Annotated in this window: 23 protein-coding genes; 10 read left to right on the plus strand and 13 right to left on the minus strand. The window is 61.1% G+C overall.

Annotated elements, in window-relative coordinates:
- Positions 1-92 precede the first annotated feature (92 nt).
- Positions 93-1292, minus strand: a complete 1200-nt coding sequence (gene tyrS / locus ACZ3GY_RS16150) for a tyrosine--tRNA ligase (RefSeq protein WP_463562385.1) — start codon at positions 1290-1292, stop codon at positions 93-95.
- A gap of 209 nt (positions 1293-1501) precedes the next feature.
- Between tyrS and ACZ3GY_RS16155 the strand changes: the two genes are divergently transcribed.
- Both ACZ3GY_RS16155 and ACZ3GY_RS16160 read left to right on the plus strand, forming a co-directional pair.
- Positions 1502-2920: a peptidoglycan DD-metalloendopeptidase family protein gene (locus ACZ3GY_RS16155; RefSeq protein WP_463562386.1), complete on the plus strand. Its 1419-nt coding sequence runs from the start codon at positions 1502-1504 to the stop codon at positions 2918-2920.
- A gap of 4 nt (positions 2921-2924) precedes the next feature.
- Positions 2925-4013: an anhydro-N-acetylmuramic acid kinase gene (locus tag ACZ3GY_RS16160; RefSeq protein ID WP_465911063.1), complete on the plus strand. Its 1089-nt coding sequence runs from the start codon at positions 2925-2927 to the stop codon at positions 4011-4013.
- Between the two features lie 60 nt (positions 4014-4073).
- Here the strand turns inward: ACZ3GY_RS16160 and erpA are convergent, their stop codons facing one another.
- The 3 genes from erpA to ACZ3GY_RS16175 all read right to left on the minus strand — a co-directional run bounded on the left by erpA (position 4074) and on the right by ACZ3GY_RS16175 (position 5654).
- Entirely contained in the window at positions 4074-4427 is a 354-nt protein-coding gene (gene erpA, locus ACZ3GY_RS16165; RefSeq protein WP_463562388.1) for an iron-sulfur cluster insertion protein ErpA, read from the minus strand.
- A 74-nt stretch (positions 4428-4501) separates the two neighbouring features.
- Positions 4502-4912, minus strand: coding sequence for a bactofilin family protein (locus tag ACZ3GY_RS16170; RefSeq protein ID WP_465911064.1), 411 nt, complete (start codon positions 4910-4912; stop codon positions 4502-4504).
- A gap of 16 nt (positions 4913-4928) precedes the next feature.
- Positions 4929-5654, minus strand: a complete 726-nt coding sequence (locus ACZ3GY_RS16175; RefSeq protein ID WP_463562390.1) for a DUF6776 family protein — start codon at positions 5652-5654, stop codon at positions 4929-4931.
- Positions 5655-5850: 196 nt separating this feature from the next.
- Between ACZ3GY_RS16175 and hemJ the strand changes: the two genes are divergently transcribed.
- The 4 genes from hemJ (at position 5851) to ACZ3GY_RS16195 (ending at position 9230) form a co-directional block, all read left to right on the plus strand.
- Positions 5851-6276: a protoporphyrinogen oxidase HemJ gene (gene hemJ, locus ACZ3GY_RS16180; protein WP_225838127.1), complete on the plus strand. Its 426-nt coding sequence runs from the start codon at positions 5851-5853 to the stop codon at positions 6274-6276.
- A gap of 24 nt (positions 6277-6300) precedes the next feature.
- A complete protein-coding gene (locus ACZ3GY_RS16185; protein WP_465911066.1) occupies positions 6301-7239 on the plus strand; it encodes an NAD(P)H-dependent flavin oxidoreductase in 939 nt (312 codons plus the stop codon).
- A 106-nt stretch (positions 7240-7345) separates the two neighbouring features.
- Complete coding sequence (locus ACZ3GY_RS16190) at positions 7346-8335, plus strand: DUF805 domain-containing protein (protein WP_465911067.1); 990 nt, start codon at positions 7346-7348, stop codon at positions 8333-8335.
- A 106-nt stretch (positions 8336-8441) separates the two neighbouring features.
- Positions 8442-9230, plus strand: coding sequence for an SDR family NAD(P)-dependent oxidoreductase (locus ACZ3GY_RS16195; RefSeq protein WP_465911068.1), 789 nt, complete (start codon positions 8442-8444; stop codon positions 9228-9230).
- A 9-nt stretch (positions 9231-9239) separates the two neighbouring features.
- On the opposite strand, the gene ACZ3GY_RS16200 is transcribed toward ACZ3GY_RS16195, so the two are convergent.
- A complete protein-coding gene (locus ACZ3GY_RS16200; RefSeq protein ID WP_465911070.1) occupies positions 9240-10721 on the minus strand; it encodes an AAA family ATPase in 1482 nt (493 codons plus the stop codon).
- A gap of 180 nt (positions 10722-10901) precedes the next feature.
- Here ACZ3GY_RS16200 and coq7 point away from each other — a divergent pair, with 180 nt between their 5' ends.
- Positions 10902-11549: a 2-polyprenyl-3-methyl-6-methoxy-1,4-benzoquinone monooxygenase gene (gene coq7 / locus ACZ3GY_RS16205; protein WP_465911071.1), complete on the plus strand. Its 648-nt coding sequence runs from the start codon at positions 10902-10904 to the stop codon at positions 11547-11549.
- A gap of 39 nt (positions 11550-11588) precedes the next feature.
- Here the strand turns inward: coq7 and ACZ3GY_RS16210 are convergent, their stop codons facing one another.
- Entirely contained in the window at positions 11589-12014 is a 426-nt protein-coding gene (locus tag ACZ3GY_RS16210) for an OsmC family protein (protein ID WP_465911072.1), read from the minus strand.
- A 427-nt stretch (positions 12015-12441) separates the two neighbouring features.
- Between ACZ3GY_RS16210 and crp the strand changes: the two genes are divergently transcribed.
- Positions 12442-13086, plus strand: coding sequence for a cAMP-activated global transcriptional regulator CRP (gene crp / locus ACZ3GY_RS16215; protein WP_225838111.1), 645 nt, complete (start codon positions 12442-12444; stop codon positions 13084-13086).
- 38 nt (positions 13087-13124) lie between these two features.
- Here the strand turns inward: crp and ACZ3GY_RS16220 are convergent, their stop codons facing one another.
- From ACZ3GY_RS16220 to ptsP, 3 genes are read right to left on the minus strand one after another with little or no spacing between them, the layout of a single operon-like run.
- The gene (locus ACZ3GY_RS16220) at positions 13125-14864 is read right to left on the minus strand and encodes a PTS fructose-like transporter subunit IIB (protein ID WP_465911073.1); all 1740 of its coding nucleotides are present in this window, start codon (positions 14862-14864) and stop codon (positions 13125-13127) included.
- Between the two features lie 15 nt (positions 14865-14879).
- Positions 14880-15815, minus strand: a complete 936-nt coding sequence (pfkB, locus tag ACZ3GY_RS16225; protein ID WP_465911074.1) for a 1-phosphofructokinase — start codon at positions 15813-15815, stop codon at positions 14880-14882.
- Positions 15815-18691: a phosphoenolpyruvate--protein phosphotransferase gene (gene ptsP, locus ACZ3GY_RS16230; RefSeq protein WP_465911076.1), complete on the minus strand. Its 2877-nt coding sequence runs from the start codon at positions 18689-18691 to the stop codon at positions 15815-15817. Before ptsP ends, pfkB begins: the two co-directional genes overlap by 1 nt.
- Positions 18692-18842: 151 nt before the next feature.
- On the opposite strand from ptsP, the gene cra reads away from it, so the two are divergent.
- Complete coding sequence (cra, locus tag ACZ3GY_RS16235) at positions 18843-19832, plus strand: catabolite repressor/activator (RefSeq protein ID WP_465911077.1); 990 nt, start codon at positions 18843-18845, stop codon at positions 19830-19832.
- Here cra and ACZ3GY_RS16240 read toward each other — a convergent pair.
- Complete coding sequence (locus ACZ3GY_RS16240) at positions 19822-21879, minus strand: AsmA family protein (protein WP_465911079.1); 2058 nt, start codon at positions 21877-21879, stop codon at positions 19822-19824. The genes cra and ACZ3GY_RS16240 overlap by 11 nt on opposite strands.
- A gap of 147 nt (positions 21880-22026) precedes the next feature.
- On the opposite strand from ACZ3GY_RS16240, the gene ACZ3GY_RS16245 reads away from it, so the two are divergent.
- Entirely contained in the window at positions 22027-22809 is a 783-nt protein-coding gene (locus ACZ3GY_RS16245; protein ID WP_465911081.1) for a TatD family hydrolase, read from the plus strand.
- Here the strand turns inward: ACZ3GY_RS16245 and ampE are convergent.
- The 3 genes from ampE to ACZ3GY_RS16260 all read right to left on the minus strand — a co-directional run bounded on the left by ampE (position 22806) and on the right by ACZ3GY_RS16260 (position 26646).
- Positions 22806-23642, minus strand: coding sequence for a regulatory signaling modulator protein AmpE (gene ampE / locus ACZ3GY_RS16250; protein ID WP_225838092.1), 837 nt, complete (start codon positions 23640-23642; stop codon positions 22806-22808). The genes ACZ3GY_RS16245 and ampE overlap by 4 nt on opposite strands.
- The gene (gene ampD, locus ACZ3GY_RS16255) at positions 23639-24202 is read right to left on the minus strand and encodes a 1,6-anhydro-N-acetylmuramyl-L-alanine amidase AmpD (RefSeq protein ID WP_465911083.1); all 564 of its coding nucleotides are present in this window, start codon (positions 24200-24202) and stop codon (positions 23639-23641) included. Before ampD ends, ampE begins: the two co-directional genes overlap by 4 nt.
- Positions 24203-24348: 146 nt before the next feature.
- The gene (locus tag ACZ3GY_RS16260; protein ID WP_465911085.1) at positions 24349-26646 is read right to left on the minus strand and encodes a DUF1631 domain-containing protein; all 2298 of its coding nucleotides are present in this window, start codon (positions 26644-26646) and stop codon (positions 24349-24351) included.
- Positions 26647-26718: the final 72 nt, after the last annotated feature.

The following is a 26718-nucleotide window of genomic DNA, read 5'->3' on the forward strand; positions in this document are numbered from 1 at the left end:
CCTGATTAACAAGGAGTTTTCAGATCAGGCTGCGCCGGAAGTGGTGCGCATTATAGGCAGCCAGAATCTCAGGTCAATGGTTTATTTCAGATTTATTCGGATTTTAGTGAAACCCGAGCAAAGGCCTTCTTCCCGGCCTGACAAACATGGGTCGCGCCCAGCTTGAATACGAAAGCACGGTCAACTACCTCGCCATCTACCCGCACACCGCCGGATCCCAGTAAATCGCGAGCGACTGCAGCATTCTTTACCAACCCTACCTTATTAAGAAGAGCTGCAATCGGCATGTCCTCGGCAGAGGCAAGCTCGAGCTCAGGCAGATCCTCCGGCAACTCACCATCCTTCATTCGGTTACCGGCAGAACGGTGCGCACTGGCAGCAGCCTCCTCACCATGGAAACGCGCCACGATCTCTTCGGCCAATTTGATCTTGATGTCGCGAGGGTTGGCGCCGCTCTCGACATCCTTCTTGAACTGCTCGATCTCATCCATGGAACGGAAGCTCAGCAATTCGAAGTAACGCCACATCAGCGCATCCGGCATAGACACCAGCTTGTTGTACATGACGCCGGGCGCTTCCTGGATACCTATATAGTTGCCCAGAGACTTGGACATCTTTTTCACACCATCCAGACCTTCGAGCAGCGGCATGGTGACCACGCACTGAGACGCCTGACCATAAGCGCGCTGCAGCTCACGCCCCATCAGCAGGTTGAATTTCTGATCGGTGCCGCCCAACTCGACATCGGCACGCAACGCAACGGAGTCATAGCCCTGCACCAGCGGGTAAAGGAACTCATGGATGGCGATAGGCTGATTGCCGGAGTAGCGTTTGTCGAAGTCATCGCGCTCGAGCATCCGCGCCACGGTGTACTGGGAAGCCAGGCGAATGAAGTCGGCAGGCGTCAGCTCATTGATCCAAGTGGAGTTGAAGGCAACCTCGGTCTTTGCAGGGTCGAGGATCTTGAACACCTGCTGCTTATAGGTTTCGGCGTTATCCAGAACCTGCTCGCGAGTAAGCGGCGGACGGGTAGCGCTCTTGCCGCTAGGATCGCCGATCATTCCGGTGAAGTCGCCAATCAGGAAGATCACCTGGTGCCCCAGCTCCTGAAACTGGCGCAGCTTATTAATAAGCACGGTATGGCCCAGATGCAGATCTGGCGCAGTCGGGTCGAAGCCAGCCTTGATACGCAGCGGCTCGCCACGCTTGAGCTTCTCAATCAGCTCTGCTTCAACCAGGACTTCTTCCGCACCGCGCTTGATCAGCGCGAGCTGCTCTTCAACCGACTTCATAGGGACTCACAATCACCGAATTCAAAAGGGAACCAACCATACAAGATCACGGACAAATGACAAGTTTTGCCCAGAGTAAAACCAGAGGCGTGCCAGCCATCACTTTCAGGGTTGCCTCAAGGTGGATTTGGTTATATTTTATACAGTTACTGCATATTCATCAGTTTCTTCTTTTTCCTCTTCATCTTTTCACTTCAAAAAGCAGCCCTATGACCTCGACAACTAAAGCGCCGCCGCTCTACCCCAAAACCCACATCATCGCAGCGAGCGGCGTAGCCGCGCTGCTCAGCCTAGCTCTCTTGGTCTTCCCTTCCCGGGAAGTAGAAGCGAAAAAGACCTTTCTCAATCTCGACATGGACAACGGCTCGGAGCAGGTTCAGCAAAACCTGCCGACGCCTCCGGCGGACGTGGCACAAGAGCAACCCGCCGATGAGTCGCCTTTCGCACAAATTGAAGGTAGCGAAGACACCCAGAACGCCGAGCTGGAGGCCGAGCCTCAGGTAGCCGAACAGCCACCCGAGGATCCGCTCAGCAAAACCGTTGCAGTGGCCAATGGCGATACGCTTTCCACGGTATTCAGCAAGGTCGGCTTGTCCGCAAACACCCTGCATGACGTGATCAACAGCAGCAAGGAAGCCAAGCAACTGAGCCGCCTTAAGGTCGGCCAGGAGTTGCAGTTCAAACTCACCGAAGACGGCCAGCTGGAAAGCCTGCACAGCAAGCTCAGCGACCTGGAAAGCGTCAGCCTGAGCAAGACGGAAAAGGGCTATGACTTCAAGCGCGAGCTGGTCAAGCCGGATGTTCGTGACGCTTACGCTCACGGCGTGATCAACAGTTCGCTGTTCGTATCCGCGAAGCGCGCCGGTCTGTCGCACAACCTGACCATGGATCTGGCCAACATCTTTGGCTATGACATCGACTTCGCTATGGATATTCGCCAAGGCGACGAGTTTGAAGTCATCTACCAAGATAAGGTCGTTGCCGACAAGTCGGTCGGTACAGGTAACATTCTCTCAGCACGCTTCACCAACCGGGGCAAGACCTATACCGCCGTGCGTTATACCGACAAGCAGGGCAACGTCAGCTATTACGATGCCGACGGCAACAGCATGCGCAAGGCCTTCATCCGTACCCCAGTAGACTTCGCCCGCATCAGCTCGCGTTTCTCCAACGGTCGCAAGCATCCGATCCTCAACAAGATTCGCGCCCATAAAGGTGTGGATTACGCGGCGCCACGCGGCACGCCTATCAAGGCGGCAGGTGATGGCAAGGTCATTCTGGCCGGGCGTAAAGGCGGTTATGGCAATACCATCGTGCTGCAACACGGCAGCCGCTATCGCACGCTCTACGCTCATATGCAGGGCTTCGCCAAAGGCGTACGCACAGGCGGTAGCGTCAAGCAGGGCCAAATCATCGGTTATATCGGGACTACCGGTTTGTCCACAGGGCCACACCTGCACTACGAGTTCCAGGTCAACGGCACTCACGTAGATCCGCTGAGCCAAAAACTCCCAATGTCCGATCCGATCGCCCGTCAGGACAAACAGCGCTTCCTGCAGATGAGCAAGCCACTGATGGCACGCATGGATCAGGAAAAAGCCACAACGCTCGCGCTGAACAAGCGTTAAGCCGATGCTCTACCTTGGCGTGATGTCCGGCACCAGTCTCGACGGGCTGGACATCGCCCTTATCGAGCAAGGCGAGCACACCAAGCTGCTCGCCCATCATTACCAGCCCCTCCCCGACTCGCTCCGTGAACAGTTGCTGGCACTCTGCAGCTCTGGCCCGGACGAGCTCGCGCGCGCGGCCATCGCCGAACAGCAATGGGCACAGCTGGTCGCCGAAGGCGTGCATAGCCTGCTGGCCAAACAGAACCTCCAACCACAGACCATCCGCGCCATTGGCAGCCATGGCCAGACCGTGCGCCACGAGCCAGCGCGGGGTTTCACCATCCAGATCAGCAATGCCGCCCTGCTTGCCGAACTCACTGGCATCAGCGTGGTTGCCGATTTCCGTCGCCGTGATGTCGCGGCGGGCGGCCAGGGTGCACCACTGGTGCCGGCATTTCACGAGGCACTGTTCGCCAGCCCCGATTCGGCACGGGCAATCCTGAATGTGGGCGGCTTCAGCAACCTGAGCCTACTCGAAGAAGGCAAGCCGGCACTGGGTTTCGATTGTGGCCCAGGCAACGTATTGATGGACGCCTGGATTCACCATCATCAAGGGCACGCCTACGACCGCGATGGGTCCTGGGCTGCGAGCGGACAGGTACAGGACGCGCTGCTCAGGGCACTTCTCAGCGATCCCTTCTTCCAGGCAACCGGCCCGAAAAGCACCGGTCGCGAATTGTTCAACCTGCCATGGCTGATGGAGCAGTTGGAAAAGCAGCCGGGGTACAAGGCGACAGATGTGCAGGCCACGCTGCTCGAGCTGACGGCAACCAGCATCGTCTTCTCGCTACAACAGGCCCAACCGCATTGCAGCGAATTGCTGGTCTGTGGCGGCGGTGCGCACAACAAGACATTGATCGCCCGCTTGCAGGTGCTACTACCTAGCGCGAAGGTCAGCAGCACGGACGATCATGGCGTACCGGCCGACTGGGTGGAGGCCATGGCATTTGCCTGGCTTGCCCACTGCTGCCTCAATGGCATTCCCGGTAACCGTCCGGAAGTTACCGGGGCACGCGGGTTACGAGTACTAGGTGCGATCTACCCAGCCTGATTACAGCAAACAGAACGAAAAACGCCGCGCAAATGCGCGGCGTTTTTATGAATGGCAAACTCAAATCGAGAACGATGAACCGCAACCACAGGTGGTGGTGGCGTTAGGGTTTTTGATCACGAAACGCGACCCCTCCAGGCCCTCCTGATAATCCACCTCGGAGCCCACCAGATACTGGAAACTCATCGGGTCGACCACCAGAGCGACACCTTCACGCTCAATGATGGTGTCATCATCGGCAACGTCTTCATCGAAGGTAAAACCGTATTGGAAACCGGAGCAGCCGCCGCCGGTGACGAACACGCGCAGCTTCAGACGCGGGTTGCCTTCTTCATCAACCAGGTTCTTAACCTTGCTTGCCGCCCCTTGCGTGAACTGCATCGCTGCGGTGGGGGTGAAGGTTTCGACGCTCATGTTTCTCTCCCGGCGCCAGGCGCCATACTGCGTTGTAGCGCTACATTATCCGCTTACCCGAGAAAAGCGGTCAACTATTCTACGTCGTCCACGCTCTCGGGTAGCTCCAACGGTCTGCCCTGCTCCTTGATAGGCCGCAAACCACCCTCGACCTGCGCACCCATGGCCATTTCCATCAGCCCGTAATAAAGGTTGCCGCGCACCCGAGCCCGCGGCCCTAGCTCAACGTGCTGGCTGGCGTAGACATCACCGATGATCTCGCCATCGATCACTATATGGGGGGCCCGCACCTCACCTTCAACCTGCCCGTCAACGCTGACCCGCACCAGCCCTTCCTCGGTGCGGATATCGCCGAGCACCTTGCCATCGATCTGCACGGCGCCCTGAAACTCTAGGTCACCGCGAAATGCCGCGCCCGCTGCAATCAGGCTGGTTTTACCAGTGAAGCGCTGCATGTCTGCCTTGCCTTTGCCTTTATTCCACATCGCGAACCATCACTTATCAGTCAGTCCATTCGATTTGACGTTCGACGGGCTTGCTACCCTCGACATCCGCCTTGATACGTATCTGCTGCGGTTCGAACCCTTCGGGGAGCTGCAGCTCCCCGAGGCGCCCGCCTTCCGGAATCGCTTGCAGGTGCTTGAAGGCGAACGGAATCGACTGTTCGGTCGAACCGTCCGGCAAATCACCACTCAATTGCGCCAGTTGCAGGCTTTTCGCCTTGCCGGCCTGGCGCCCCTCCACCTGCACATGCAAACGCCCCTGCATGGGTTTGTCATCCTTGCCTACCCGACTGAGCATGATCTTGAAACGGAACAGACCCGGCTGCTCGGTGGGGTGGATGTCAAAGCTGCGGATAAGCAGCCCATCGACCCGGCTATCTGGAGCCAAGACACCCTTATAGAAGGCTAGCTCCTGCTGCTGCTTGAAGTTCTGTTCTTCCAACAGCTTGATGGTCTGGCGACTCTGCTCGTTGGACTGCTGGGCCAATTGCTCGCCACTGCTGAGTACCGCCATGCGCTGACGCAGCTCGTCCAACTCCCGCACCTGCTCGTCGAGTCGAGCCTGCATTGCCTGTGATTCGACGCCCTGATCCTGCATAGCTCGGGTCTGCCACCAACTTCCCAGATAGAAAGCGCTGGGTACGGCCATCAACAGAAGGATCAGCGCAACACGAAGGCGCCGCTCATGGGCGCGATTGCTGGGGCGGACTTCCCAACCCGACATCAGACCAGCCACCCGCGCGCGCGGTGACAGCGAGCAGGCAGTGGTGACGACGTGACGGCGGATGCGGGCATCGGGTGCCTCAAGGCTGGTAAGAAACGACGATCATAAAGGCGCATCCGCCTGCGGCCAACCGTCTTGATGACTATTGAGACCATGGGCACTAGTATCGAGGCACATATCATCGAGAGGAATGGCAATGCTCTACCTGTGGATCAAAGCTCTGCATATCGTCGCCATGGTCTGCTGGTTTGCCGGGCTGTTCTATCTGCCACGCCTGTTCGTGTATCACGCAATGAGCGAGGACGCGCCAAGCCGCGAGCGCTTCAGCGTCATGCAGCGCAAGCTGTACCGCGGCATCATGACCCCGGCCATGATAGCCACTCTGGTATTCGGCATTGGCTTGTTGGTGATGGTACCGGGCTGGATGAGTCAGGGCTGGATGCACGCCAAGCTGACACTGGTGTTGCTGCTGGTGGGCTACCACCATGTCTGCGGCGCCATGTACAAGCGCCTGGCCCGAGGCGAGAACAAACGTAGCCACGTGTTCTATCGCTGGTTCAATGAAGTACCGGTATTGCTACTGATCGCCATCGTCATTCTGGTGGTGGTCAAACCGTTCTGACCAAGATCTGCCAAGGAGCCATCCATGTCCCTGCCTGCTCTGCTGGAAAACCGTCTGCGCCTTCCGCTGGTCGCCGCGCCGATGTTCCTGGTCTCCAACCCTGCACTGGTAACCGCCTGTTGCAACAACGGCATCGTTGGCAGTTTCCCCGCCCTGAACCAGCGTGACAGCACAGGCTTCGAGACCTGGCTCGATGAAATCGAAGCAGGCCTGCAAGAAGGCAGCGCGCCCTACGCCGTCAACCTGATCGTGCATGCCAGTAACCCGCGCCTGGAGCAGGATCTGGCCATCTGCGCAGCCCACCGGGTGCCGATCATCATCACCAGCCTTGGTGCAGTGAAGGAAGTCGTCGACGCCGTGCATGCCTACGGTGGCTTGGTGTTCCATGACGTCACCACTCGCCGGCATTCGGAAAAGGCCGCCGAGGCGGGTGTCGACGGGCTGATCGCCGTAGCAGCGGGCGCCGGGGGCCATGCGGGAACCTGGAGCCCGTTCGCGCTGATCGCGGAGATCCGCCAGTTCTTCGACAAGACCGTACTGCTGGCAGGTGCTCTCAACAGCGGCCATGAAATGCTTGCAGCACAAATACTTGGAGCCGACCTGGCGTACATGGGCACTCGTTTCGTCGCCACTCAGGAGAGTACTGCGGGCCAGGACTACAAGCAGATGATCATCGAGGCCCGTGCCAGCGACATCATCCACACACCAGCGGTCTCCGGCGTCCCTGCCAGCTTCATGCGCCAGAGCCTGGAACGAGCAGGTTTCGACATGCAGACCCTACAAGGCGCTCACCCTGGCGCCAAGCTCAAGCCACTCGATGAGGAAGCCAAGGCTTGGAAGAACGTCTGGTCGGCGGGTCAGGGCGTAGGCGGAATTGCTGATGTGCCCTCGGTCAGCGAGCTGATTACCCGCCTGGATCGCGAGTATCAGTTGGCCCTAACGTCGAAGCTGCCAGCAAGCTGAGAACCAACACTCAGCCGTGTTCGAAAGTCTCCCATGGTCACTTGTCGAAGGCATGATGGAACGATAGGGTCTGCCAACTCTCTCCCGTGCAGACAAGGACGCGCGCATGAGCCAGCTCCGCTACAAAATCGTCTTCGATGGCAGCCTGATGCCCGACACCTCGATGGACACAGTCAAGGCCAATCTGGCCAGCCTGTTCAAGAGTGACCGCGCGCGCATCGACACTCTGTTCGGTCGGGGGCCCATCGCCCTGAAGCGCGACCTGGCAGAAGACGAAGCCAACCAGTATCTGACCGTGCTGCAGCGTGCCGGCGCCCAAGCACGCAAGGAGCCCGACCTTTCAGCTGCGCTGAGTCTCGTGGAAACGGACGAGGAGAAGACCGTCAGCGCTGCGCCTACCGAACAATCTCAACAGACGATGGACTGCCCGAAATGCGGTCATCAGCAAACGATCGCGGCTGAATGCTCGGCCTGTGGCGTGATCATCGAGAAGTATCTGGCCCGTCAGGCGGTGCTCGCTGAAAGCCACCTGCCGCAGCCGGCTCCGACTGCCTCGCCAGTACAGCACACGCCCTACACCCCACCCCGTGCCAATATCGACACTCAGGCCGGCCAAGTCGGCGAACTGAAAGTCGCCTCGTTCAATGGCCGTATCGGCCGCATGCGCTACCTGGCGTGGTCGCTGGTACTGATGTTCGCCTTCGCCATGGTCGTTGCCGCACTGTCTGCCGTGGCGCTGCTCTCGGAAACCCTGAGCGGCATTCTCGTCATCGGCGCCAGTATCGGCATGCTGGTAATCAGTGTGCAGATCGGCGTGCAGCGGCTGCACGACATGGGCTGGACGGGCTGGCTGTGGCTGCTCAACCTGGTGCCGATCGTCAACAGTGTGTTCTGGATCATCATGCTGGTAGTACCAGGCACCGTCGGCAGCAATCGCTTCGGCCCGGAACCGCCGCCCAACAGCCTGGCAGTCAACCTGCTGGCCGGCCTGTTTATCGTTCTGATGGTCGGCGGGTTGCTGACGCTGTTCCTCAGCGGTTTTGCCATCCTGGCCGTGCTCAGCATGTTCTTCGACCAGATGGTGAGCGGATCCTGATCGATCCCGCTGCATTTATTTTCCCTATCGGCGTTGCCACTGCAGCGCTGACAGGCCTGTTGCGGATAGGCTATACGCCCGTCACGGACAGCATCAGGAGAACGCCATGCCCCGCTATGCCCTGGTCACCGGTGCTTCCAGTGGTATCGGCCTTGCCCTGGCCGAAGCATTGGCACGCCGCGGGCGTAACCTGATCCTCATCGCACGCCATCGTGACGCACTGGAAAGCATCGCCTACGAGCTGACGCAGCGCTTTTCCGTCGAAGTCCTGTTCCGTGTTTGCGACCTCAGTGAACCCCTGCAGTTATCCGGACTGATGCACGAGCTCGAGCAGAACGGTCTGGTCATCGAGCTGCTGGTAAACAATGCGGGGCTCGGCAGCGCCGGCGCATTCGTTGCCCAGGACTGGAGCCGTGAACAGGAGTTGCTGGAAGTCAACGTGCTGGCCCTGGCGCGCCTGTGCCACTCCATCGGCACGGTAATGGCCGGGCGTGGCAGCGGGCAGATCCTCAACGTGGCGTCGATAGCTGCTTTCCAGCCAGGGCCATGGATGAGCAATTACTACGCGAGCAAGGCTTACGTCCTGCATTTCTCCGAAGGCCTGCGCGAAGAGCTGCGACCTTACGGCGTCAAGGTGTCGGTGCTCTGCCCCGGGCCGACGCGCAGCGCGTTCTTCCGCAACGCCCAACTCGATGCCAGCGCGCTGGAGAAAGGCAAACTGATGCTCAGCGCCGAGGAAGTTGCACTGATCGCGGTGCGTGGTCTGGACAAGAACCGCGCGATCATCATTCCCGGCTGGCGTAATCGCCTGCTGAGCCTGGCGCCACGGTTCTTCCCACGGCTGTTGGTGCGCCGATTCGCGGCGCGGCTCAACCGGCGTTTTGGCCGGGCTTGATCGACCACTTCAATTTGCGCTGACCGTCCGCCCCCGCGCCCAATCCCGCAACTCGGCCAGTGGCTCAGCCATGATCACCGACAAAGGCGACGTGGCCTGGATACCACGCAGCAGCATGCCATGGTCGACGGACTGCTGCTGCGCCTGAGAGGCGTACAGCGCGCTGACCACCACCTGCTCGATCTCGGCACCGGAAAAACCGCTGCTTGCCGCCGCCAACTGCGGCAGGTCGTAGGCCGTGGCATCCAGCTCGCGGCGTTGCAGATGGATACGGAAGATCTCGGCGCGGGTTTCCACGTCCGGCAGGTCGACGAAGAACAACTCGTCGAAGCGACCCTTGCGCACCAGCTCGGGCGGCAGGCGACCAATGACGTTGGCCGTGGCGACCATGAACACCGATGATTTTCGCTCGGCCATCCAGGTCAGCAGCGTACCGAGCACGCGCTGGCTAACGCCGCCGTCCTGATCGCCGCTTGCCAGGCCCTTCTCGATCTCGTCGACCCACAGCACGCAGGGCGACATCTGCTCGGCCAGCTTCAGTGCCTCGCGCAGGTTGCGTTCGGTTTCCCCGAAGAACTTGTTGTACAGGCAGGCGAAATCCAGGCGCAGCAGCGGCAAGCCCCACAGCCCGGCTACCGCCTTGGCCGCCAAGCTCTTGCCCGAGCCTTGTACGCCGACCAGCAGCACGCCCTTTGGCAGGTCGACACCTGTGCCGTCGAAGAAGATTCGTTGGCGCTCGCCGAGCCAGCGCTTGAGGTTGCTCAGGCCACCGACATCGGCGAAACGCGCAGTGTCGTACTCGTAACTGAGTACGCCATCGAGGTCGAGCAGCTCGAACTTGGCCTTGTTGAGCTCAGGCAGATCTTCCTGGGTGATAGCACCGTCGTCGCAGATCAGGTTGCGCGCCAGCAGCCGTGCTTCTGCGTGGCTCATACCACGCAAGTTCTTCACCACCTGCTGCAAGGTGCGGTTGTCGGTGCGGACACGGCGATTGCGGTTGCGCTCGCTCCAGCGCGTGGCCTCATCGCGGACGATCCCCAGCAGTTCGTCCTCCCCAGGCAACGCCAGGTTGAAACGCGCCGCATAGCGCTGCACTTCAGGCGGTAACTTGCAGGCGTGGGACACCAGCACCACCGTAGGCGCCTGGCTGCCATCAGCCATGGCGATCTCCTTGAGCAGGCGCACCAGCTTAGGGTTATCGACCATAAAGGGATGCAGGTCGCACAACACGTAGAGGTTTGCCTGAGGGTCGGCCTTGATCAGCCGCAACGCAGCTTCCGGTTCGCTGCTGCCGCTTTCGGCAAACGCCTCTCCGGCAAAGCCGGCACGCTGCAGCCCTTCGGTGACCGACCAAGTGAGCAGACCCAGGCCACGGCGTACCGCCAAACCGGTAAGCGTCTCCAGTACCCGCCGTTCATCCCATGATTCGATGAGCACCAGCTTGACCTTGGAATCGAGTACCAATCCCAGGTCGTGAATATCGTTCTTCACAGCAACTCCTTATGCCCTAGAGGCAGCGCCATACTCCCGCCAACCGACAGCGCCGGGCAAGTGCCGAATGCACAACTGGAGAGGCAGCACACGTTTGCGGCTCAATGCCGCTGCCGCCCGCCGAACACGGCAGACCTTTTGCGGTAAACTGCCCGCTCATGTCCTCGCCGGAGAACCCTCATGGCCAACGACCGCCATTATTCGCCCGTCGACCGCCTGCTGCTGCAAGCCGACATGGCGCTGCGCACGCTGCTACCTTTCAGTGGCCAGCCGAGCCGTCCATCGCCAGCCATAGTCGAACCCGAGGCGCAGCTCGACGCGAAACAGACTCGCCACATCGCTGGTCTGATGCGCATCAATCACACTGGGGAAGTCTGCGCGCAGGCGCTGTATCAGGGTCAGGCACTGACCGCCAAGCTGCCACGCGTGCGTGCGGCGATGGAGCATGCGGCAGATGAAGAAATCGATCACCTGGCGTGGTGCGAACAACGCATTCGCCAGCTGGGCAGCCACCCGAGCGTGCTGAATCCGCTGTTCTATGGATTGTCGTTCGGTGTTGGCGCCGTAGCCGGCCTGGTCAGCGACCGAGTCAGCCTGGGTTTCGTCGCGGCAACGGAAGACCAGGTGGTCAAGCACCTGGATGAACACCTCGAACAGATTCCCGAAGAAGATGGCAAATCCAGAGCCATCCTCGAACAGATGCGCCGCGACGAGCAGGAACACGCCAACAGCGCGCTGGATGCCGGCGGTGCGCGCTTCCCGGCACCAGTCAAACTGGGCATGACGCTACTCTCGAAGTTCATGACCAAGACCACCTACCGGATCTGACCAATAGAAGAAGGGCGATCAATGGATCGCCCTTTTGCTTCAAGCACCCAGTTCGACGATTTCGTAATCGTGGGTGATTTCCACACCGGCACGGCCGAGCATGATCGAGGCGGAGCAGTATTTCTCGGCAGACAGCTCAACCGCACGCTTGACCTGGGCCTCTTTCAAACCACGGCCTTTCACCACGAAATGCAGATGGATCTTGGTGAAAACCTTGGGATCCTCAGTGGCGCGCTCGGCTTCAAGAAAGGCTTCGCAGCTTTCAACTGGCTGGCGGGATTTCTTGAGGATGCTCACCACATCGAAATTGCTGCAGCCACCCAGGCCGATCAGCAACATCTCCATCGGGCGCACGCCCAGATTGCGGCCGCCATTTTCCGGCGGGCCGTCCATCACCACCGCATGGCCACTACCCGACTCGCCTAGAAACAGCGCTTCGCCTGCCCATTGAACGCGAGCTTTCATCGTTGCGGCCCCTCCTTTTAAAAGACCAAAAGCTTATCACAGGGCGACTTTTACGACGGGTGCCACAGATGCTGCTAGAGTTCACAAGCGGAACGTGCAATACCTCACAAAACAGTTCCTCTGGAAGTATCACTGTTCATGATGATGCCGTTTTAGTGGCACAATCACTGATATCGAAGCGCGACACATCGTTATCAGTCGATAAGAACAAGATATCCGCCAGGGCGCTATCGATCACAACGCATTGCATGCAACGTCATATTCCGCTGCAAAAATGTGGGCATCTGCTGTGTTAAAGGCGCTTTCAGATATCGCTATACACACCAGAGAGCCGGCATCTGCCTTGCGAGATAGTCAAGCACTTGGGTCTAGGCGGCGTCACTTACCGCGTCTGTCAGGCTTATCTTTCTATATTCGGGACTCAGGCATGGTCGCAATCACCCTTACACCGAAAGTCAAAAACTTCGACAAACTCCTCGCGAATTGTCATCGCCGTCGCTATACAGCCAAAAGCACCATCATTTATGCAGGCGATCGCAGCGAAACGCTGTATTTCATCGTCAAGGGCTCAGTCACCATCCTGATCGAAGACGATGATGGCCGTGAGATGATCATTGCCTACCTCAATCCCGGGGATTTCTTCGGCGAGATGGGGCTATTTGGCAAGGAAGGTGTAGAGAAAGAGCGTAGCGCCTGGGTTCGTGCGAAGACTGAATGTGAAGTCGGCGAACTGAGCTACACCAAGTTCCGCGAACTGACTCAGCAAGATCCGGACATCCTCTTCGCGCTGGGCACACAGATGGCCGAGCGACTGCGCAACACGACTCGCAAGGTAGGCGACCTGGCGTTTCTCGACGTTACCGGTCGCGTTGCCCGCACCCTCCTCGACCTCTGCAAACAGCCGGATGCGATGACTCATCCGGATGGCATGCAGATCAAGATCACCCGTCAGGAAATCGGTCGTATTGTCGGTTGTTCTCGGGAGATGGTCGGGCGCGTACTCAAGGCTCTGGAAGAACAGGGCCTGGTGCACGTCAAAGGCAAGACCATGGTGGTCTTCGGCACTCGCTGAACCACTGGCAGGGCATCCGTGGATGCCCTGCCCTACTTTCAAGCCTTGGCAGCGACCGTCAGGGCTTCGACTTCAGGGCGCTTGATCAGCGCATAGACCACGCCGGTCACCAGACTGCCCGCCACGATTGCCAGCAGATACAGCAACGCATGGTTGATCGCGTTGGGGATCAGCAGCACGAACAAGCCACCGTGCGGCGCCATCAGCTTGCAGCCGAAGTACATCGACAGCGCACCCGTCAGCGCGCCACCGGCGATGCTGGCTGGAATGACCCGCAGCGGATCCTTCGCGGCGAAGGGAATCGCCCCTTCGGAAATGAAGCACAACCCCAGCACACCCGCCGCCTTGCCAGCTTCGCGCTCTGTCTGGCTGAACTTGCGGCGCGCCAGCACAGTGGCGATGGCCATGCCGATGGGCGGCACCATCCCGGCGGCCATGGTCGCGGCCATCGGTGCGTAACTCTGCGATGCCAGCAGGCCAACGGAAAACGCGTAGGCTGCCTTGTTGATCGGCCCACCGAGATCCACACACATCATGCCGCCGAGCAGCAGCCCGAGCAGAATTGCATTGGTAGTGCCCATGTTCTGCAGGAACACTTCCAGCGCCGCCATGATCCCGGCGACTGGCGTACCGATCACGTAGATCATCGCCAGGCCGGTGACCAGGCTGGCCAGCAGCGGTATCAGCAGGATCGGTTTCAACGCCTCAATGCTCTGCGGCAGGCGCAACCAGCGATTCAGCGCCAAGGCTAGATAACCCGCAAGGAAGCCGGCGATGATGCCCCCCAGGAAACCGGTACCCAGGGCACTGGCCAACATGCCACCAATCATCCCTGGCGCCAGCCCCGGGCGGTCCGCGATCGAATAGGCGATGTAACCTGCCAACACGGGAATCATCAGCGCGAAGGCTGCTTCGCCACCGATCTTCATCAGCGCGGCAGGCAACGTGCCCTCCTGCTTGAACGCCTCGATACCGAACACGAAGGACAGGGCGATCAACAGACCACCCGCCACCACCATCGGCAACATGAACGACACGCCGGTCAGCAGATGCTTGTATGGGCCGCTCTTGCTGCCCGACTTGCCGGCATCGGCGCTCTGCGACTGCCCAGCCCCCTGCTGCGCAACGCCCTCGGCCAGCGCCTTCTGCAGCGTTTGCTTGGGCTGTTTCAAGGCAACGCCGGTGCCGCAGCGATAGACTTTCTTGCCGGCAAAACGCTCGGTCTCGACCTCAATATCCGTGGCCAGCAGCACCACATCAGCGGCGGCGATGCTGGCGTCGTCGAGCAGATTGCGCGCACCAACCGAACCGCGGGTTTCAACTTTCAGCTCAAAGCCCAACTGTTCGGCAGCCTGTTGCAGCGCTTCGGCAGCCATGAAGGTGTGGGCGACACCGGTTGGGCAGGCGGTAATCGCCACCAGCTTCGGCTTGCCACCAGACGAGGCAGCCGCCACCGGCGCGGCCTTTTCAAGCACCTGCGCCTGCTCGGCAGCGACCAGCAGAAACTGCTTCGGGTCGGCCAGCGCTTCGGACGGCGTGGATTGCACCACGCGCTTGCCAACGAAGCGTTGCAGATCCAGCTCGCCGGTTTTCACCACCAGCACCAGTTCGGCCGCGGCGATATCGGTTTCGCTCAAGGGCGAGCCGATCGCCTTGGGATCATGCACTTCGACCTGAGTGAACCAACCCAGACGCTCGGCGGCGGCCTGCAACAGGCGCGAACACAGAACGCTGGTGACCTGGCCGTTGGGGCAGGCGGTAATGATCAGCACATTCATTGCAACGACCTCTTGTTATTGTTTCGACGTCACAGCCACCGCCGCTTCCAGGCGGGCCAGCTGTTGCCGATCGTGAATTCCGAATCCGATTTGCGTGACCGCCTGGGCGGCCACCGCCGTCGCCAGGCGCAGCGTGCGCTCGGCAGGCCAGTCACTGAGCAGGCCATGCAAGGTAGCGGCGAGCAGCGAGTCGCCAGCACCAACGGTGCTGACCACCTCGACCTGTGGCGGCTGCGCGTGGAGCACGCCATGGGGGCCGAACCAGTCAGCGCCCTGTGCACCGCGCGACAGCAGCACATGCTTGATGCCGGCTTGCTGCAACTGGCGGATGGCGTCATCCAGGCGCTCGGGAGATGCCGACGCCAGGTCGCAAGCCTCGGCCAGTTCCTCTTCATTGGGTTTGATCAGCCAGGGTTCCGCCGTCAAGCCGGCACGCAAGGCTGCACCACTGGTGTCCAGCGCCAGCGGCAAGCCGAGGCTAACCAGGCGACGCAGCAGTGCGCCGAACCACTCGATCGTCACACCGCGCGGCAGACTGCCGGCGACGACGACAGCATCATGCCCCACGGCGATCTGTTCCAGCTGATCCAGCAGTTGCTGTTGATGCGCCGCATCGACTTCCGGCCCGGGGCCGTTGAGATCGGTGACGCAGCCGTCACGCTCGGCGAGTTTGATGTTGCTGCGGGTCTCGCCTGGCACTCGGACGAACGCGTCGATAAAGCCACGACGCTGGAACAACTGCTCGAACGGCGCGGCATTGGCCTGGCCGAGAAAGCCGCTGACGGTGACTTTGTGGCCGAGATCGGCGAGCACCTGGGAGACGTTGAGACCCTTGCCCGCGGCATGACTGGTCATCCCCAGGCTGCGGTTGACCGCCCCGGGCTGCAGGGTATCGAGGCTGACGGTGAGATCCAGCGCCGGGTTCAAGGTCAGGGTGAGAATGCGCGCCATCAGTGTGTCTCCTCGACCAGCGCCCGCACCGCAGCGGCGCTGCCCAAGGTCAGCGCCTGCTGCGCCTGCACCTGGCTGTGATGAAGATCTAGCTCGCGGACTCGCGCCTTGACCAGCGGGATGCTGCGCGCGGCGACACTCAGTTCGTCGACACCCAGCCCGACCAACAGCGGGATGGCGAGCATGTCGGCCGCCAGCTCACCGCAGACGCCGACCCACTTACCTTCGGCATGGGCAGCCTCGACGGTCATGCCGATCAGGCGCAGCACCGATGGGTGCAAGCCGTCCGCCTGGGCCGACAGGGTGGGATGGCCGCGGTCGATGGCCAGGGTGTACTGGGTCAGGTCGTTGGTGCCGATACTGAAGAAGTCCACCTCGCGCGCCAGCACCGGCGCCATCAGGGCGGCGGATGGCACTTCGATCATGATCCCCAGTTGCAGGTCGTCCAGCGGAATTTCCTGACGCAGCTTCTCGACCATCGCGCGCGCTGCGCGCCATTCTTCGATCTGTCCGACCATCGGGAACATGATGCGCAAGGGACGACCATCGGCTGCCTGCAGCAAGGCACGCAGCTGGGTTTCCATGATGTCCGGGCGTTGCAGGGTCAGGCGTATGCCGCGCACACCGAGGAAGGGGTTTTCCTCCTCCGGCATCGGCCAGTAGGGCAAGGGCTTGTCGCCCCCCACATCCAGCGTGCGCACTACCAGCGGCCGGCCTTGCAGGGCATCGAGCACACGTCGGTACTCGGCCTCCTGAGTCGCTACGTCCGGCGCCTGGGAGTGATCCATGAACACCAGCTCGGTACGCAGCAGGCCCACAGCCTCGGCGCCCAGCTCGACCGCAGCGGCAGCTTCACCGCTGGCGCCAATGTTCACGGCGACTTCGACTGCATGCCCATCACGGGTACGCGCCGGATGCATGCGCTCGCCATGGGCACGTTCGCGACGCTGCTCGCTGGCCTGCCGTTCACGCTCGGCCTGAGCCAGGGTGGCATCGTCCGGCGCGACCCAGACCTGACCGCGGTCACCGTCGAGCAGCAGTCGAGTGCCCTGCTGCAAGGCCAGCAGGCCTTCGCCGGCGCCGACCACACTGGGAATCCCCAGAGCGCGGGCGATGATCGCGCTGTGCGCGGTGGCACCACCACGAGCGGTGACGATACCGGCGACCCGTTGACGGTCGAGGCTGGCGACGTCCGAAGGGCCGACCTCGCCCATCACCAGAATGTAGGGTTCTGCGGGTTCCTGAGGCGCCTCGACGCCACAGAGATGCGCCAGCACACGGCGACCGATATCACGCAGGTCGGCGGCGCGCTCGGCCAACAATGCATCGTGGAGCGATTCCTGCTGAGTCGCGGCAGCCTCGATCTCGCCGATCCACGCGGCCTGCGCACTGGCGCCCGCAGCCAGGCGCGCATCGACGTCTTCACGCAGGGCAGGATCGCGCAGCATCGCCTGGTGGGTGACGAAAATGTCGCGCACGCTGGCTTCCTGGCTACGCTCGACCAGCCGGTGAATCTCGCCATCGATATGCTGCAGAGCGGCATCCAGGCGCTCCCGTTCTACGCCGACGCCCTCACCCTCGGCGGGATAATCAAGGCGCGGCACACGGCGTACGAAGGCCGGGCCGCTGGCAATACCCGGCGATGCGGCGACTGCCTGCAAACGGGTGCCGGCAGATGGCGCGCTGGGCGCTGCGTCCACTTCAGGCGGGGGCGGCGAATCGACTACCTGCTCGGCTGACTCCGGCGGCAGCGGCTCGACCTCTTCACCCAGACCGGCACGAACAGCCGCTTCGATAGCCGGCAATGCGTCGTCAGCGATCGTGGGCTCGGCACTGAACTCCAGTACCTGACCACGTCGTGCGCCCAGCGCCAGCAGCTTGCTCAAGCTCTTCGCCGAAACGCCGGCCGCAGCCCCCTCGGCCAGACGCACGCGGATGTCACCACTGAAACTTTGCGCGAGCTCGCTCAGTGTTTTGGCCGGACGGGCGTGCAGCCCGTGAGCATTGGCCAGAGTGATGCGCAACGCTGGCCAATCAGGAGGCAGCTCGGCGCCCAGGGCTTCGAGCACGCCGCGGCTGGTGGTGGCGTGTGCCAGGGCGTCACCCTGCCCGGCGATCAGCAGATCGCAGAGACGCTCGAGCACTTTACGATGCCCTTCCCCCAGACAGGCGAGGCAGAACAGCCCGGCAACCGGCTGACCAGCCTGCTGCAGCGGCTGCGACGGGGTCACGAAAGCAAGGCCCGGGCGTTCGACGCCCTGCTCGCTGCTCAGCCACCACAGCCCGTTACCCAACGGCAACGGCTCGCCCTGAACCAGGCTGCCGGAAAAGCCGGAGGCTGTGCAGCCGGCCTTCTTCAGCAGGCGGGCGCCTTGCCAGGCCAGTTCGTCCAGATCCTCAGCGTTGACGCTCAGCCCCACCAGTTGGCTATCCAGAGCCAACTCCTGAGGTGCGCCCTGCAGCAGAGCAAGAATGGCATCTGCATCCTGAGCCTCGCGCAACGCCTGACTCAGGTCACCTTCGCCAAGCGCACGAGTGAGCAGTTGCAGCAAACGCAGATGTTCGTCGGAGCGTGCGGCAATCGCGATGGCCAGGTACACACGCTGGCCGTCGCCCCAGTCCACACCCTGCGGGTACTGGATCAGGCGCATGCCGGTCTGGAACACCTGATCGCGGGTTTCCGGCGTGCCATGCGGAATGGCGATGCCCTGCCCCAGGTAGGTCGAGCCCTGCCGTTCGCGGGCCTGCATGCCATCCAGATAGCCGGACGCGACCAGGCCGTCGGCGACCAGGCTGTCGGCCAGATCGGCCAGCGCCTGCTGCTTGTCCGCGGCCTGTCGGCCCATCTGGATCTGCGAAGGGTGTAGTTCGAGCATGACGTTTCTCCTCGAGCAAGACCGGCGCGTTGCACGGACTTGGCGGACATTCTTGTTAGCTTAGTCGACTCGTTTGCTGAATCGTTTCATCTAGCGCTGGCACGTTACCTGATAATCGGTAATCCTTGAAGTACGCCAGAGGAGACGCACCTTGAAACTGACCGACATCGCCCGCCTGGCTGGCGTATCGCTGACCACCGCCAGCTATGTGATCAACGGCCAGGCTGCCAAGCGCCGGATCAGTGCGGCTACCGTGCAGCGGGTACTGGAAGTGGTGGAGAAGCACGACTACCGCCCCAACTCACAGGCCGCCGGCCTGCGACGTGGAGAAAGCCGCTGCCTCGGCTTCATCCTCCCGGATCTGGAAAACCCCAGTTACGCGCGCCTGGCCAAGCTGCTCGAACAGCGCGCCAGGGAAGCGGGTTATCAGTTACTGATCGCCAGTTCCGATGACCGGCCGGACAGCGAGCGGCAACTGCTCGAGCTGTTCCGCTCGCGCCGCTGCGATGCGCTGATCGTCGCCAGTTGCTTGCCTCAGGACGCCCCCGAATACCGTCAACTGATTGCGGCCGGCACTCCGGTGATCGCGGTGGACCGCGCCCTGGATCCCAGCCACCTGTACTCGGTGATCAGCGATGATCGCCAGGCCGGCGAGTTGCTGACCAGAAGCCTGCTGCAGCCGCTGCCACGCCAGGCCGCCCTGATCGGCGCCCGCCCGGAACTGCCGATCAGCCAGGCTCGCGAACAGGGCTTTCGCGACGCCCTGGCGGATTTCGATGGCCTGATCAGCGTCAGTCATGGTGAACAGTTCAGCCGTCAATGGGGCCATCGGCAGATGCGTGAGCTGATGGCTCAGGGCAGCTTACCTGACGTACTGGTGACCACCGCGTACGTGCTGCTCGAGGGTGTATTGGATGCGCTGTACGAGCACCCGGAAATGGATACCAGCCGCCTGCGCCTCGGCACTTTCGGGGATGCCCAGCTACTGGATTTCCTGCCCATGCGCGTCAACGCCATTTCACAGCAGCATGAGCGCATCGCCGATAGGGTGTTCCAGCGCCTGCTCGATGCCCTGGATGGAACCTACCAGCCCGGCCTGGACGCCATCGAGCGGCACCTGAAAATCCGTTTCAACGATTAGCGCCCTGGCGCATCTGTTCCAATAGCGGCGCGCATTCATTCGGTTGGTCGCCGCTCGGCGCGACCAGCGCGACCAGTCCCGCAGCGGGCGCCACCAGCGCGCCCAGCGCCAGCATGCCGGCGCCACGCAGCAGCAGAGGGCCGGCCTTCACGCCCGGGCGAGGCTCCTTAAAGGTACCGCGCACGTACAGCGGCGAGCGCAGCGAGAAGACCCGGAAGCCCTTGGACTCGGGGGTGATGGTCAGGTCGAGCTGCTCGTTAGCGAAATTCACCGTGCCATCGATGCCGATCAATGCATTTTCGGTGTCGATCACCATCAACTCCGGCTTCAACACGCCTTGCCTGATATTCAGGTTGGCGGCTGCGCAGTTGATCTCCACATCGTCGTCACCGAACAGGCGACCGACCACATAGTTACCGACGTTCAGGCCGGCGATCTCCATCAGGTTGCGACTGACCCGGCCATCGTTGATCAGCAGTTTGATGCGGCCATTGGAGCTGCCCAGCAGGGTCGCCACCGAATTGCCGGTGCCACTGATCGTCGCGTCGCCATTAAGAGCTCCCAGGCTGCTCTGCATCACTTCCACACTGGGGAACAACTGGCGCAGGCGGAAATTGCGGGCGCGCAACTGCGCCTCCGCCTTGAGCGGCGTACCGCGGCCATCCAGGCGCAGGGTTGAATCCAGACGCCCACCGGCCACGCCGAAACGCAGGGGCTCGAGACTGAGCATGCCTTCGTTGAGTACCACGTGGGTAAATAGGTCGGTGAATGGCAACTCCTCGCTGTGTACGATGCGTTTACCGGTGAAGCTGACGTCGGCATCCATGTCGCGCCAGCGCTCGGTCTGGAACTCTTCGACCGGCAATACCTTATTGCCCGGCTGAACGCTGGCGGCGCCGCGCTCTTTTTTATCGGCATTCGAGTCGGCACCGATCAGTGGCGCCAGATCGGTGAAACGCAGCTGATTGGAGACCAACGCACCGGACAGCTTGGGACGCGGCTCGCGGGCCACGAACGTCAGGTCACCATGGATGTCGCTGTCGCCGATACGTCCATTGAATTTCTCGTAGCGGAACAGCGGCCCGTCGGCGTCCTGCAACTGCGCGATCAAGCGGCCATCGGTGGAATAGGCTGGAGTGTCCGGCAGCGTCACGCCGGTCAGCGGGTAGAGATTACCAAGGCTGGCGCCCGAGAGCCGCAAGCGCAGATCGAGAGCTCCGAGGTTCTTCGGATCGGTCAAGGTGCCGGCGACCTGCACGCGGGTGGTTCCAGCCCGCACATCAGCCTGCACCGGGAATGGCTGGCGAGCATCCTGCAGGGCCAGCAGGCCGCCGATCTTACCGTTGCCGGTCAGCGCCTGGCCCTTGTAACGGCCCTTGGCCTGCCAGGCGAAGGCGTAATCCTGCGGCGTCACTGCGGTGTCGTCTTGTTGACTGGCGGTCTTGCCGACGATTTCGTTGAAGGCGATAGGTGCGCCAAGCGGCTCCACCAGTAGACTCACGCTGGCTTGCAGGGTCTGGTCATCGTAGCGCACCTGCGCCTTGTCGAAACCGATGGTGCCGATATCCATCACCCAGGGTGCTGCCGGCTCCTCGTCCGGCTGCTCCTGTGCACCGAGATCGAAGGTCCAGTTGTCACGGCCATCGGCGAGCCGCTCCAGCGCCGCGTCGGCGCCGGTCAGGTGAATGCGCGGGATGGAAACGGTTTTCCACAAAAGCGGCAGCGGTGACAGACTGGCCTCGACACGTTGCAGGCTGACGAAGTGATCGCCCTTGGCCCACTCGGGATTACCCAGGCTAAGCTGCTCGGCAGACACATGCGGCCAGGGTATCCAGGCACTCAGACCGGGCTCTTCGCGTTCGCGCTGCCAGGTCACGGCCAAGTTGCCTTCGATGGCGAAGGGACGGTTGAGCGCTTCGGACACTCGCGAATTGATCGTTGGCTTGAGCAGGTTCCAGTCGAACAGCACCAGAAACAACATCAGCGCTGCGATCAACAACAACAGACTGGCAAGGCACCAGCCAAGTATCTTGCGAAGACGCATCATGCGGCCGCCCTTTGTTTTCGACGATCCCCACAACCGCCGTCCCTTTGAGGTTCGACTGGCCAACGGCGGGAATGACTCACAGAATGTTGCACCCCATTTGTACGCAGGCACTGCTCAACCCACTCTTCACCTGCCCGGCAGAACACTATGCAACTGATCGACACCCACACCCATCTCGACTTTCCCGACTTCGATAACGACCGCAACGAGGTACTGGCGCAAGCCCGCACGCTCGGCGTAGAGCGGCTCGTGGTACTGGGTGTCGAGCACGGTAACTGGCAACGCCTGTGGGATCAGGTGCAGGTGCACGAGGGACTGTACGCGGCTTTCGGCCTGCATCCGGTTTACCTGAATGAGCACCGTGCCGAAGATCTTCAGTTGCTGCAGGACTGGCTGGAGCGCCTACACGGTCACAAGAAACTCTGCGCCATCGGCGAGTTCGGCCTGGATTACTACTTGGAAGAACTCGATCGAGACCGCCAACAACCACTCTTCGAGGCGCAACTGGCGCTGGCGGAACGCTTCGAGTTGCCGGCTCTGCTGCACGTGCGCCGAGCCCATGCGCCGGTGATCGCCGCATTAAAGCGCTTCAAATTGCCGCGCGCCGGCATCATCCACGCCTTTGCTGGCAGCTACGAGGAAGCCAGAGAATACCTGAAGCTAGGGTTCAAGCTCGGACTCGGCGGGGCACCGACCTGGCCCCAGGCCAAACGCCTGCGGCAAGTGATTGCAAAGCTACCGCTGGATGCCATCGTGCTTGAGACCGACTCACCGGACATGGCGCCGGCCATGCATCCTAATCTGCGCAACAGCCCCGCTCACCTGCCAGACATCTGCCGTGCACTGGCACCGCTGCTCGGGGTTGCCCCAGAAGCGCTGGCGGCGGCCAGCAGCCGCAACGCCATGCAGCTGTTCGGCTGGCAGGACTAGAACAACAGCGTCCACAGGGCAATGGCGGCGAACCAGAGGATGGCAGTGCGCACCAGCAATTGCCACAGGCTGTCCAGCGTGGCCACGCCGGCTTCGCCTAGCAGCGGCTCCGGTGTCTCGGCTGCGGCGCGGGCGGCCCCGGAGGCCAGTTGGGCAGCAGAAATGTCCCAGCTGAGGGCTTCGTGGAGCAGAGCACGACTCACAGCGATGAAATTGCCGACCAGCGCAAAGCTGGCAGCCAGCACACGCACCGGCAACCAGTCGAAGGCATGACGCAACTGACCAGCACGCTCACGCAGGGCATCGGACTGAGTGTGCTCGACGAGCAACGCCAGCAACCGATAAGCCAGCGCAGCCAGAGGCCCGAGCAGGACATACCAGAAGATCACCGCGAAAAAGCTCTGGTACGCCTGCCAGACCATGAAGGTCTGTACGTTGGGCAGCAGCGTCGCTTCACCCTCGCCGTCGACACCCAGATCACGCTGCGCCACCAGGTAGGCCGCCTCGCCATCACCGCGCCGCCAGCTGTCACGAAAAGGCCCGAGGGCGGCCAGCAGGTCGCCACGGCCAAGGCTGTAGGTCACCACCAGCAGGTGTAACGGCAAAAGCAGCCAGCCATAGGCCAGCGGCGCGAGCAGCTTCAGGATCAACGCCAGTATCAACAGCGGCACACCAACCAGCAGGATGATCGCCAGCCACGGCGAATCGCTGGTCGTGCCGCTACGCTCCAGGCGCCCGAGCGCACGCAGCCAGGGCTCGTCATGTTGAACACGCTGGCGCCAGGAGGAGAACTTTTCGATCCACAGCACCAGCAGCAACACCAGGAAACTCATGATGCCTCCTTATCAGTCATCAATGCGCGGCGCAGCCGCGTCCAGTCGAATGCAGGCCCCGGATCGGTCTTGCGCCCAGGCGCGATATCGCTATGCCCGCAGATACGTTCGACGCTAATCGCCGGATACGCGCTCTGCAGCACGCGGGTCAATTCGGTCAACGCAGCGTACTGCGCGTCCGTGAACGGCAGGTGATCGGTTCCTTCGAGCTCGATTCCCAGAGAGAAGTCGTTGCAGTTCTCCCTGCCATCAAAACAGGAAACACCGGCATGCCAGGCACGATCCAGGCACGATACGAACTGGATAACGGTACCGTCACGCTCGATCAGAAAGTGCGCTGACACCGTCATGCTGGCGATACCGGCAAAGTACGGATGCGCATCAGCTTGCAGACAGTTACTGAAGAACGCCTGCACCTGTCCGGTGCCGAACTGGCCAGGCGGCAGGCTGATGTTATGAATCACCAGCAAGGAAATCTCAGTCTGCGGGCGCTCATTGAAATTGGGCGAAGGACAGTGCTGAATCCCTTGATACCAGCCGTCTTCGAGTTGCTTGTGCATACTTGCTCCCCGAACGAGCGCACACTCTAGGTGCTGTTCAGGCTGCAGCGCAAGTTGCGGCGAGGTGAAAGCGTTTACAGGCGGCTGAAACGACTTGCGGCCTAATTAGGCCGCAAGGGGAGGAACGGGTTGCGCAGAGAGCGGGCTCAGGCGTTCTTTAGACGGCGCAAATTGCCGATTACCGACTCCAACGCACGGTCGAACAGCAACGCATCGTCCAGCAGGCGCACGGCATTGCGATGAAACTCGATTGCCAGGCCAGCGCGGGACTTCTCCAATACCTTCATCCCCGTACGATTGACGAAGATGAATTTACCGGTTGGCTTGATGATCGCGGCCAATTTACAGCGCAACTTGTGTTCTTCGTCTTCCTGAAACTCTACCCAGCTACCGACGCGCAGTGCATCTACATGCTGCAGCGCCTCGTCATCGCTGGCGAGTACCGGCTCTTCTTCTTCGACACGCGTCTGCCCTGGCGCCAGCAAGACGATCTCTTCGAGCACCTCGACCATGGCCGAAACGCTCTCTTCATCTTCAGGAGGCAATTCAAGCAAAGGCAACTCAATGCCGACGGCAGAGAGCGCCGTACGCTGAACATCATCCGACTCGATTGGAGAACTGCGCTCGACATCAGGCATGGATCGCTTGAAGCGCTGGAATGCCTGCACGTGTAAAGCTTCGAGCTGTGCAAAGAATTCACTGGTGGAGAAAGGATCGAACGCCGCACTGGCCATACCTTCACGCAGTGCCTTGAGCAACCCGGGCACCAGTTCAAGCAGATGCAGGCGCGCCTCGGGGTTCTCATGGAGCTCCACACTCCAGATCAACTCGTCCATGGTGGCCAGCGATGCCTGCCATTGTTCGGAATCGGTGCCGTGCTTGAGGCACGTCAGCATCATCACCTTGCTCCACGCCTCACGCAGCAGGCGCACGACCACTTCCGGCATTGTCTTGCCCAGCAGCCGCTCGTTCAGCGCCTGCTCAACTTCCCGGCGCGCCAACTCGGCACGGGCACTGCCCTCTTCTGCATCGCGGGTACGCTGTTCGAGCAGTTCGCTGCGCCGACGCTCATCGCCAGTGAAGGCCAGGAAATCCGCCAACAACTCGGAGAAGATCGCAGGATCGTCGGTAAAGTCGTTGAGCAACCGCTGCACCACCTGTTCGATCTTCTGATACAGGCTGTCGCGCTGGCTGTGGTCATGCTCGCCCCAACCCAACGCCGCAGTCGCGATTTCATTGAGCAAGCGGCGCGCTGGGTGGCTACCACGACTGAAAAAGGTCTTGTCGAGAACGGCGACCTTGAGCATGGGAATCTGTAGACGCGCGATCAGCGCTTTCAGCGAATCCGGCAGGCTGCGATCATCAAGAATGAATTCGAACAGCATCGACACCAAGTTGATGACATCTTCATCGACTTCGCCAACCACCCGCACCCGACCACTCTTGGCACTGGCGCGGGTCAGCAGATGTTCCAGTTGCCCGCGCAGATCGACATCCATTGAAGCCTGAATGGGCGCACGCTGTTGCATGTGCGACAGCAAACGCATCAGGTCGTTGGTGGAAATCGGCATCGCATTGGCCGGGGCCTGGCGCCGCGCGAATTCGCCATCACGGGACTGCGAAAGCAGCTCCTGCAATGCACTGAAGACCTCACGCACCTCGTCATCCCCATAGCCGGCGGAGGACAAGTCGACGCTTTCTGCCTGCTCATGGCGAGCCGGACGATTGGAGTTCGTACTACGGCGAGCCGGCGCGGACTTCAACTCGGGTAGCACTCCAGCCTCGACCAGAATGCTGTTGGCATCGCCATACAACTGCTCGAGACCACTCAGTACGTATTTCTCGAACAACTTGAGGATGATCAGTTTGACTTTGATCTCGACGCCCAAACCGCTGCACGAATCGAGGAACAGCTCGCTAAGCGAAACCGGCCCAAGCGGGTTGGATTTGTCATCGAGTTTCTTGCTGACCACGGCATTGAGGCGAGTGGTCAAGTGGGTGAGCGCCACTTGGTCGCGGCTCATCACCTTGGCAATCATGGAATCCAGTGCGACGGTTTCTTCAAGCTCATCATTCTGCACAAGCGACAGACTGTCGAAGGAAACCGCATCGAGTGTCGGCGCTTTGCCAACCACATATTGATTCAGACTGGCGAAGGACTCGAAAACCTTCTGCAGAAAGCCACGCTCAATACCTTTGCGTTTGAGGCGCAGGTCGCGCATGGCTTCGAAAAACGCATTCTGCTCGGCGTTGCTCGTGGCGCGATCGGCCATGTCGAACAGGGTGTCATCAGCATTGTCGAATAATGCTTGCAGAGCCTGCTTGAGCTGCGTGGCAGCCCGATCGCGAACCAGAACGATAGACGCAGGTAGCCTTACAGCCGCCGTATGAGCCGTGTCAGAAACCATTTTGTTCAGATGCACCACGTTGGCATCGGTTTTCATCACGATCTCCTGCGCACGGCGCTGACGGAGCAAGCTGGATCAGGAAGGCAAAAGTCATCTTAACGTCAACGA

Source organism: Pseudomonas sp. PME37.24/006 (genome assembly GCF_055556635.1).

Coding starts and splice junctions, on each gene's coding strand:
- ptsP (WP_465911076.1), bottom strand. CDS start 18,691: ATGCTCGAACTACACCCTTCGCAGATCCAGATGGGCCGACAGGCCGCG.
- ACZ3GY_RS16260 (WP_465911085.1), bottom strand. CDS start 26,646: ATGAAAACCGATGCCAACGTGGTGCATCTGAACAAAATGGTTTCTGAC.
- ampD (WP_465911083.1), bottom strand. CDS start 24,202: ATGCACAAGCAACTCGAAGACGGCTGGTATCAAGGGATTCAGCACTGT.
- ACZ3GY_RS16220 (WP_465911073.1), bottom strand. CDS start 14,864: ATGAATGTGCTGATCATTACCGCCTGCCCCAACGGCCAGGTCACCAGC.
- ACZ3GY_RS16240 (WP_465911079.1), bottom strand. CDS start 21,879: ATGATGCGTCTTCGCAAGATACTTGGCTGGTGCCTTGCCAGTCTGTTG.
- ACZ3GY_RS16190 (WP_465911067.1), top strand. CDS start 7,346: ATGAGCCAGCTCCGCTACAAAATCGTCTTCGATGGCAGCCTGATGCCC.
- erpA (WP_463562388.1), bottom strand. CDS start 4,427: ATGAGCGTCGAAACCTTCACCCCCACCGCAGCGATGCAGTTCACGCAA.
- ACZ3GY_RS16210 (WP_465911072.1), bottom strand. CDS start 12,014: ATGAAAGCTCGCGTTCAATGGGCAGGCGAAGCGCTGTTTCTAGGCGAG.
- crp (WP_225838111.1), top strand. CDS start 12,442: ATGGTCGCAATCACCCTTACACCGAAAGTCAAAAACTTCGACAAACTC.
- ampE (WP_225838092.1), bottom strand. CDS start 23,642: ATGAGTTTCCTGGTGTTGCTGCTGGTGCTGTGGATCGAAAAGTTCTCC.
- ACZ3GY_RS16185 (WP_465911066.1), top strand. CDS start 6,301: ATGTCCCTGCCTGCTCTGCTGGAAAACCGTCTGCGCCTTCCGCTGGTC.
- ACZ3GY_RS16175 (WP_463562390.1), bottom strand. CDS start 5,654: ATGTCGGGTTGGGAAGTCCGCCCCAGCAATCGCGCCCATGAGCGGCGC.
- ACZ3GY_RS16170 (WP_465911064.1), bottom strand. CDS start 4,912: ATGTGGAATAAAGGCAAAGGCAAGGCAGACATGCAGCGCTTCACTGGT.
- ACZ3GY_RS16155 (WP_463562386.1), top strand. CDS start 1,502: ATGACCTCGACAACTAAAGCGCCGCCGCTCTACCCCAAAACCCACATC.
- ACZ3GY_RS16195 (WP_465911068.1), top strand. CDS start 8,442: ATGCCCCGCTATGCCCTGGTCACCGGTGCTTCCAGTGGTATCGGCCTT.
- hemJ (WP_225838127.1), top strand. CDS start 5,851: ATGCTCTACCTGTGGATCAAAGCTCTGCATATCGTCGCCATGGTCTGC.
- tyrS (WP_463562385.1), bottom strand. CDS start 1,292: ATGAAGTCGGTTGAAGAGCAGCTCGCGCTGATCAAGCGCGGTGCGGAA.
- ACZ3GY_RS16160 (WP_465911063.1), top strand. CDS start 2,925: ATGCTCTACCTTGGCGTGATGTCCGGCACCAGTCTCGACGGGCTGGAC.
- coq7 (WP_465911071.1), top strand. CDS start 10,902: ATGGCCAACGACCGCCATTATTCGCCCGTCGACCGCCTGCTGCTGCAA.
- ACZ3GY_RS16245 (WP_465911081.1), top strand. CDS start 22,027: ATGCAACTGATCGACACCCACACCCATCTCGACTTTCCCGACTTCGAT.
- pfkB (WP_465911074.1), bottom strand. CDS start 15,815: ATGGCGCGCATTCTCACCCTGACCTTGAACCCGGCGCTGGATCTCACC.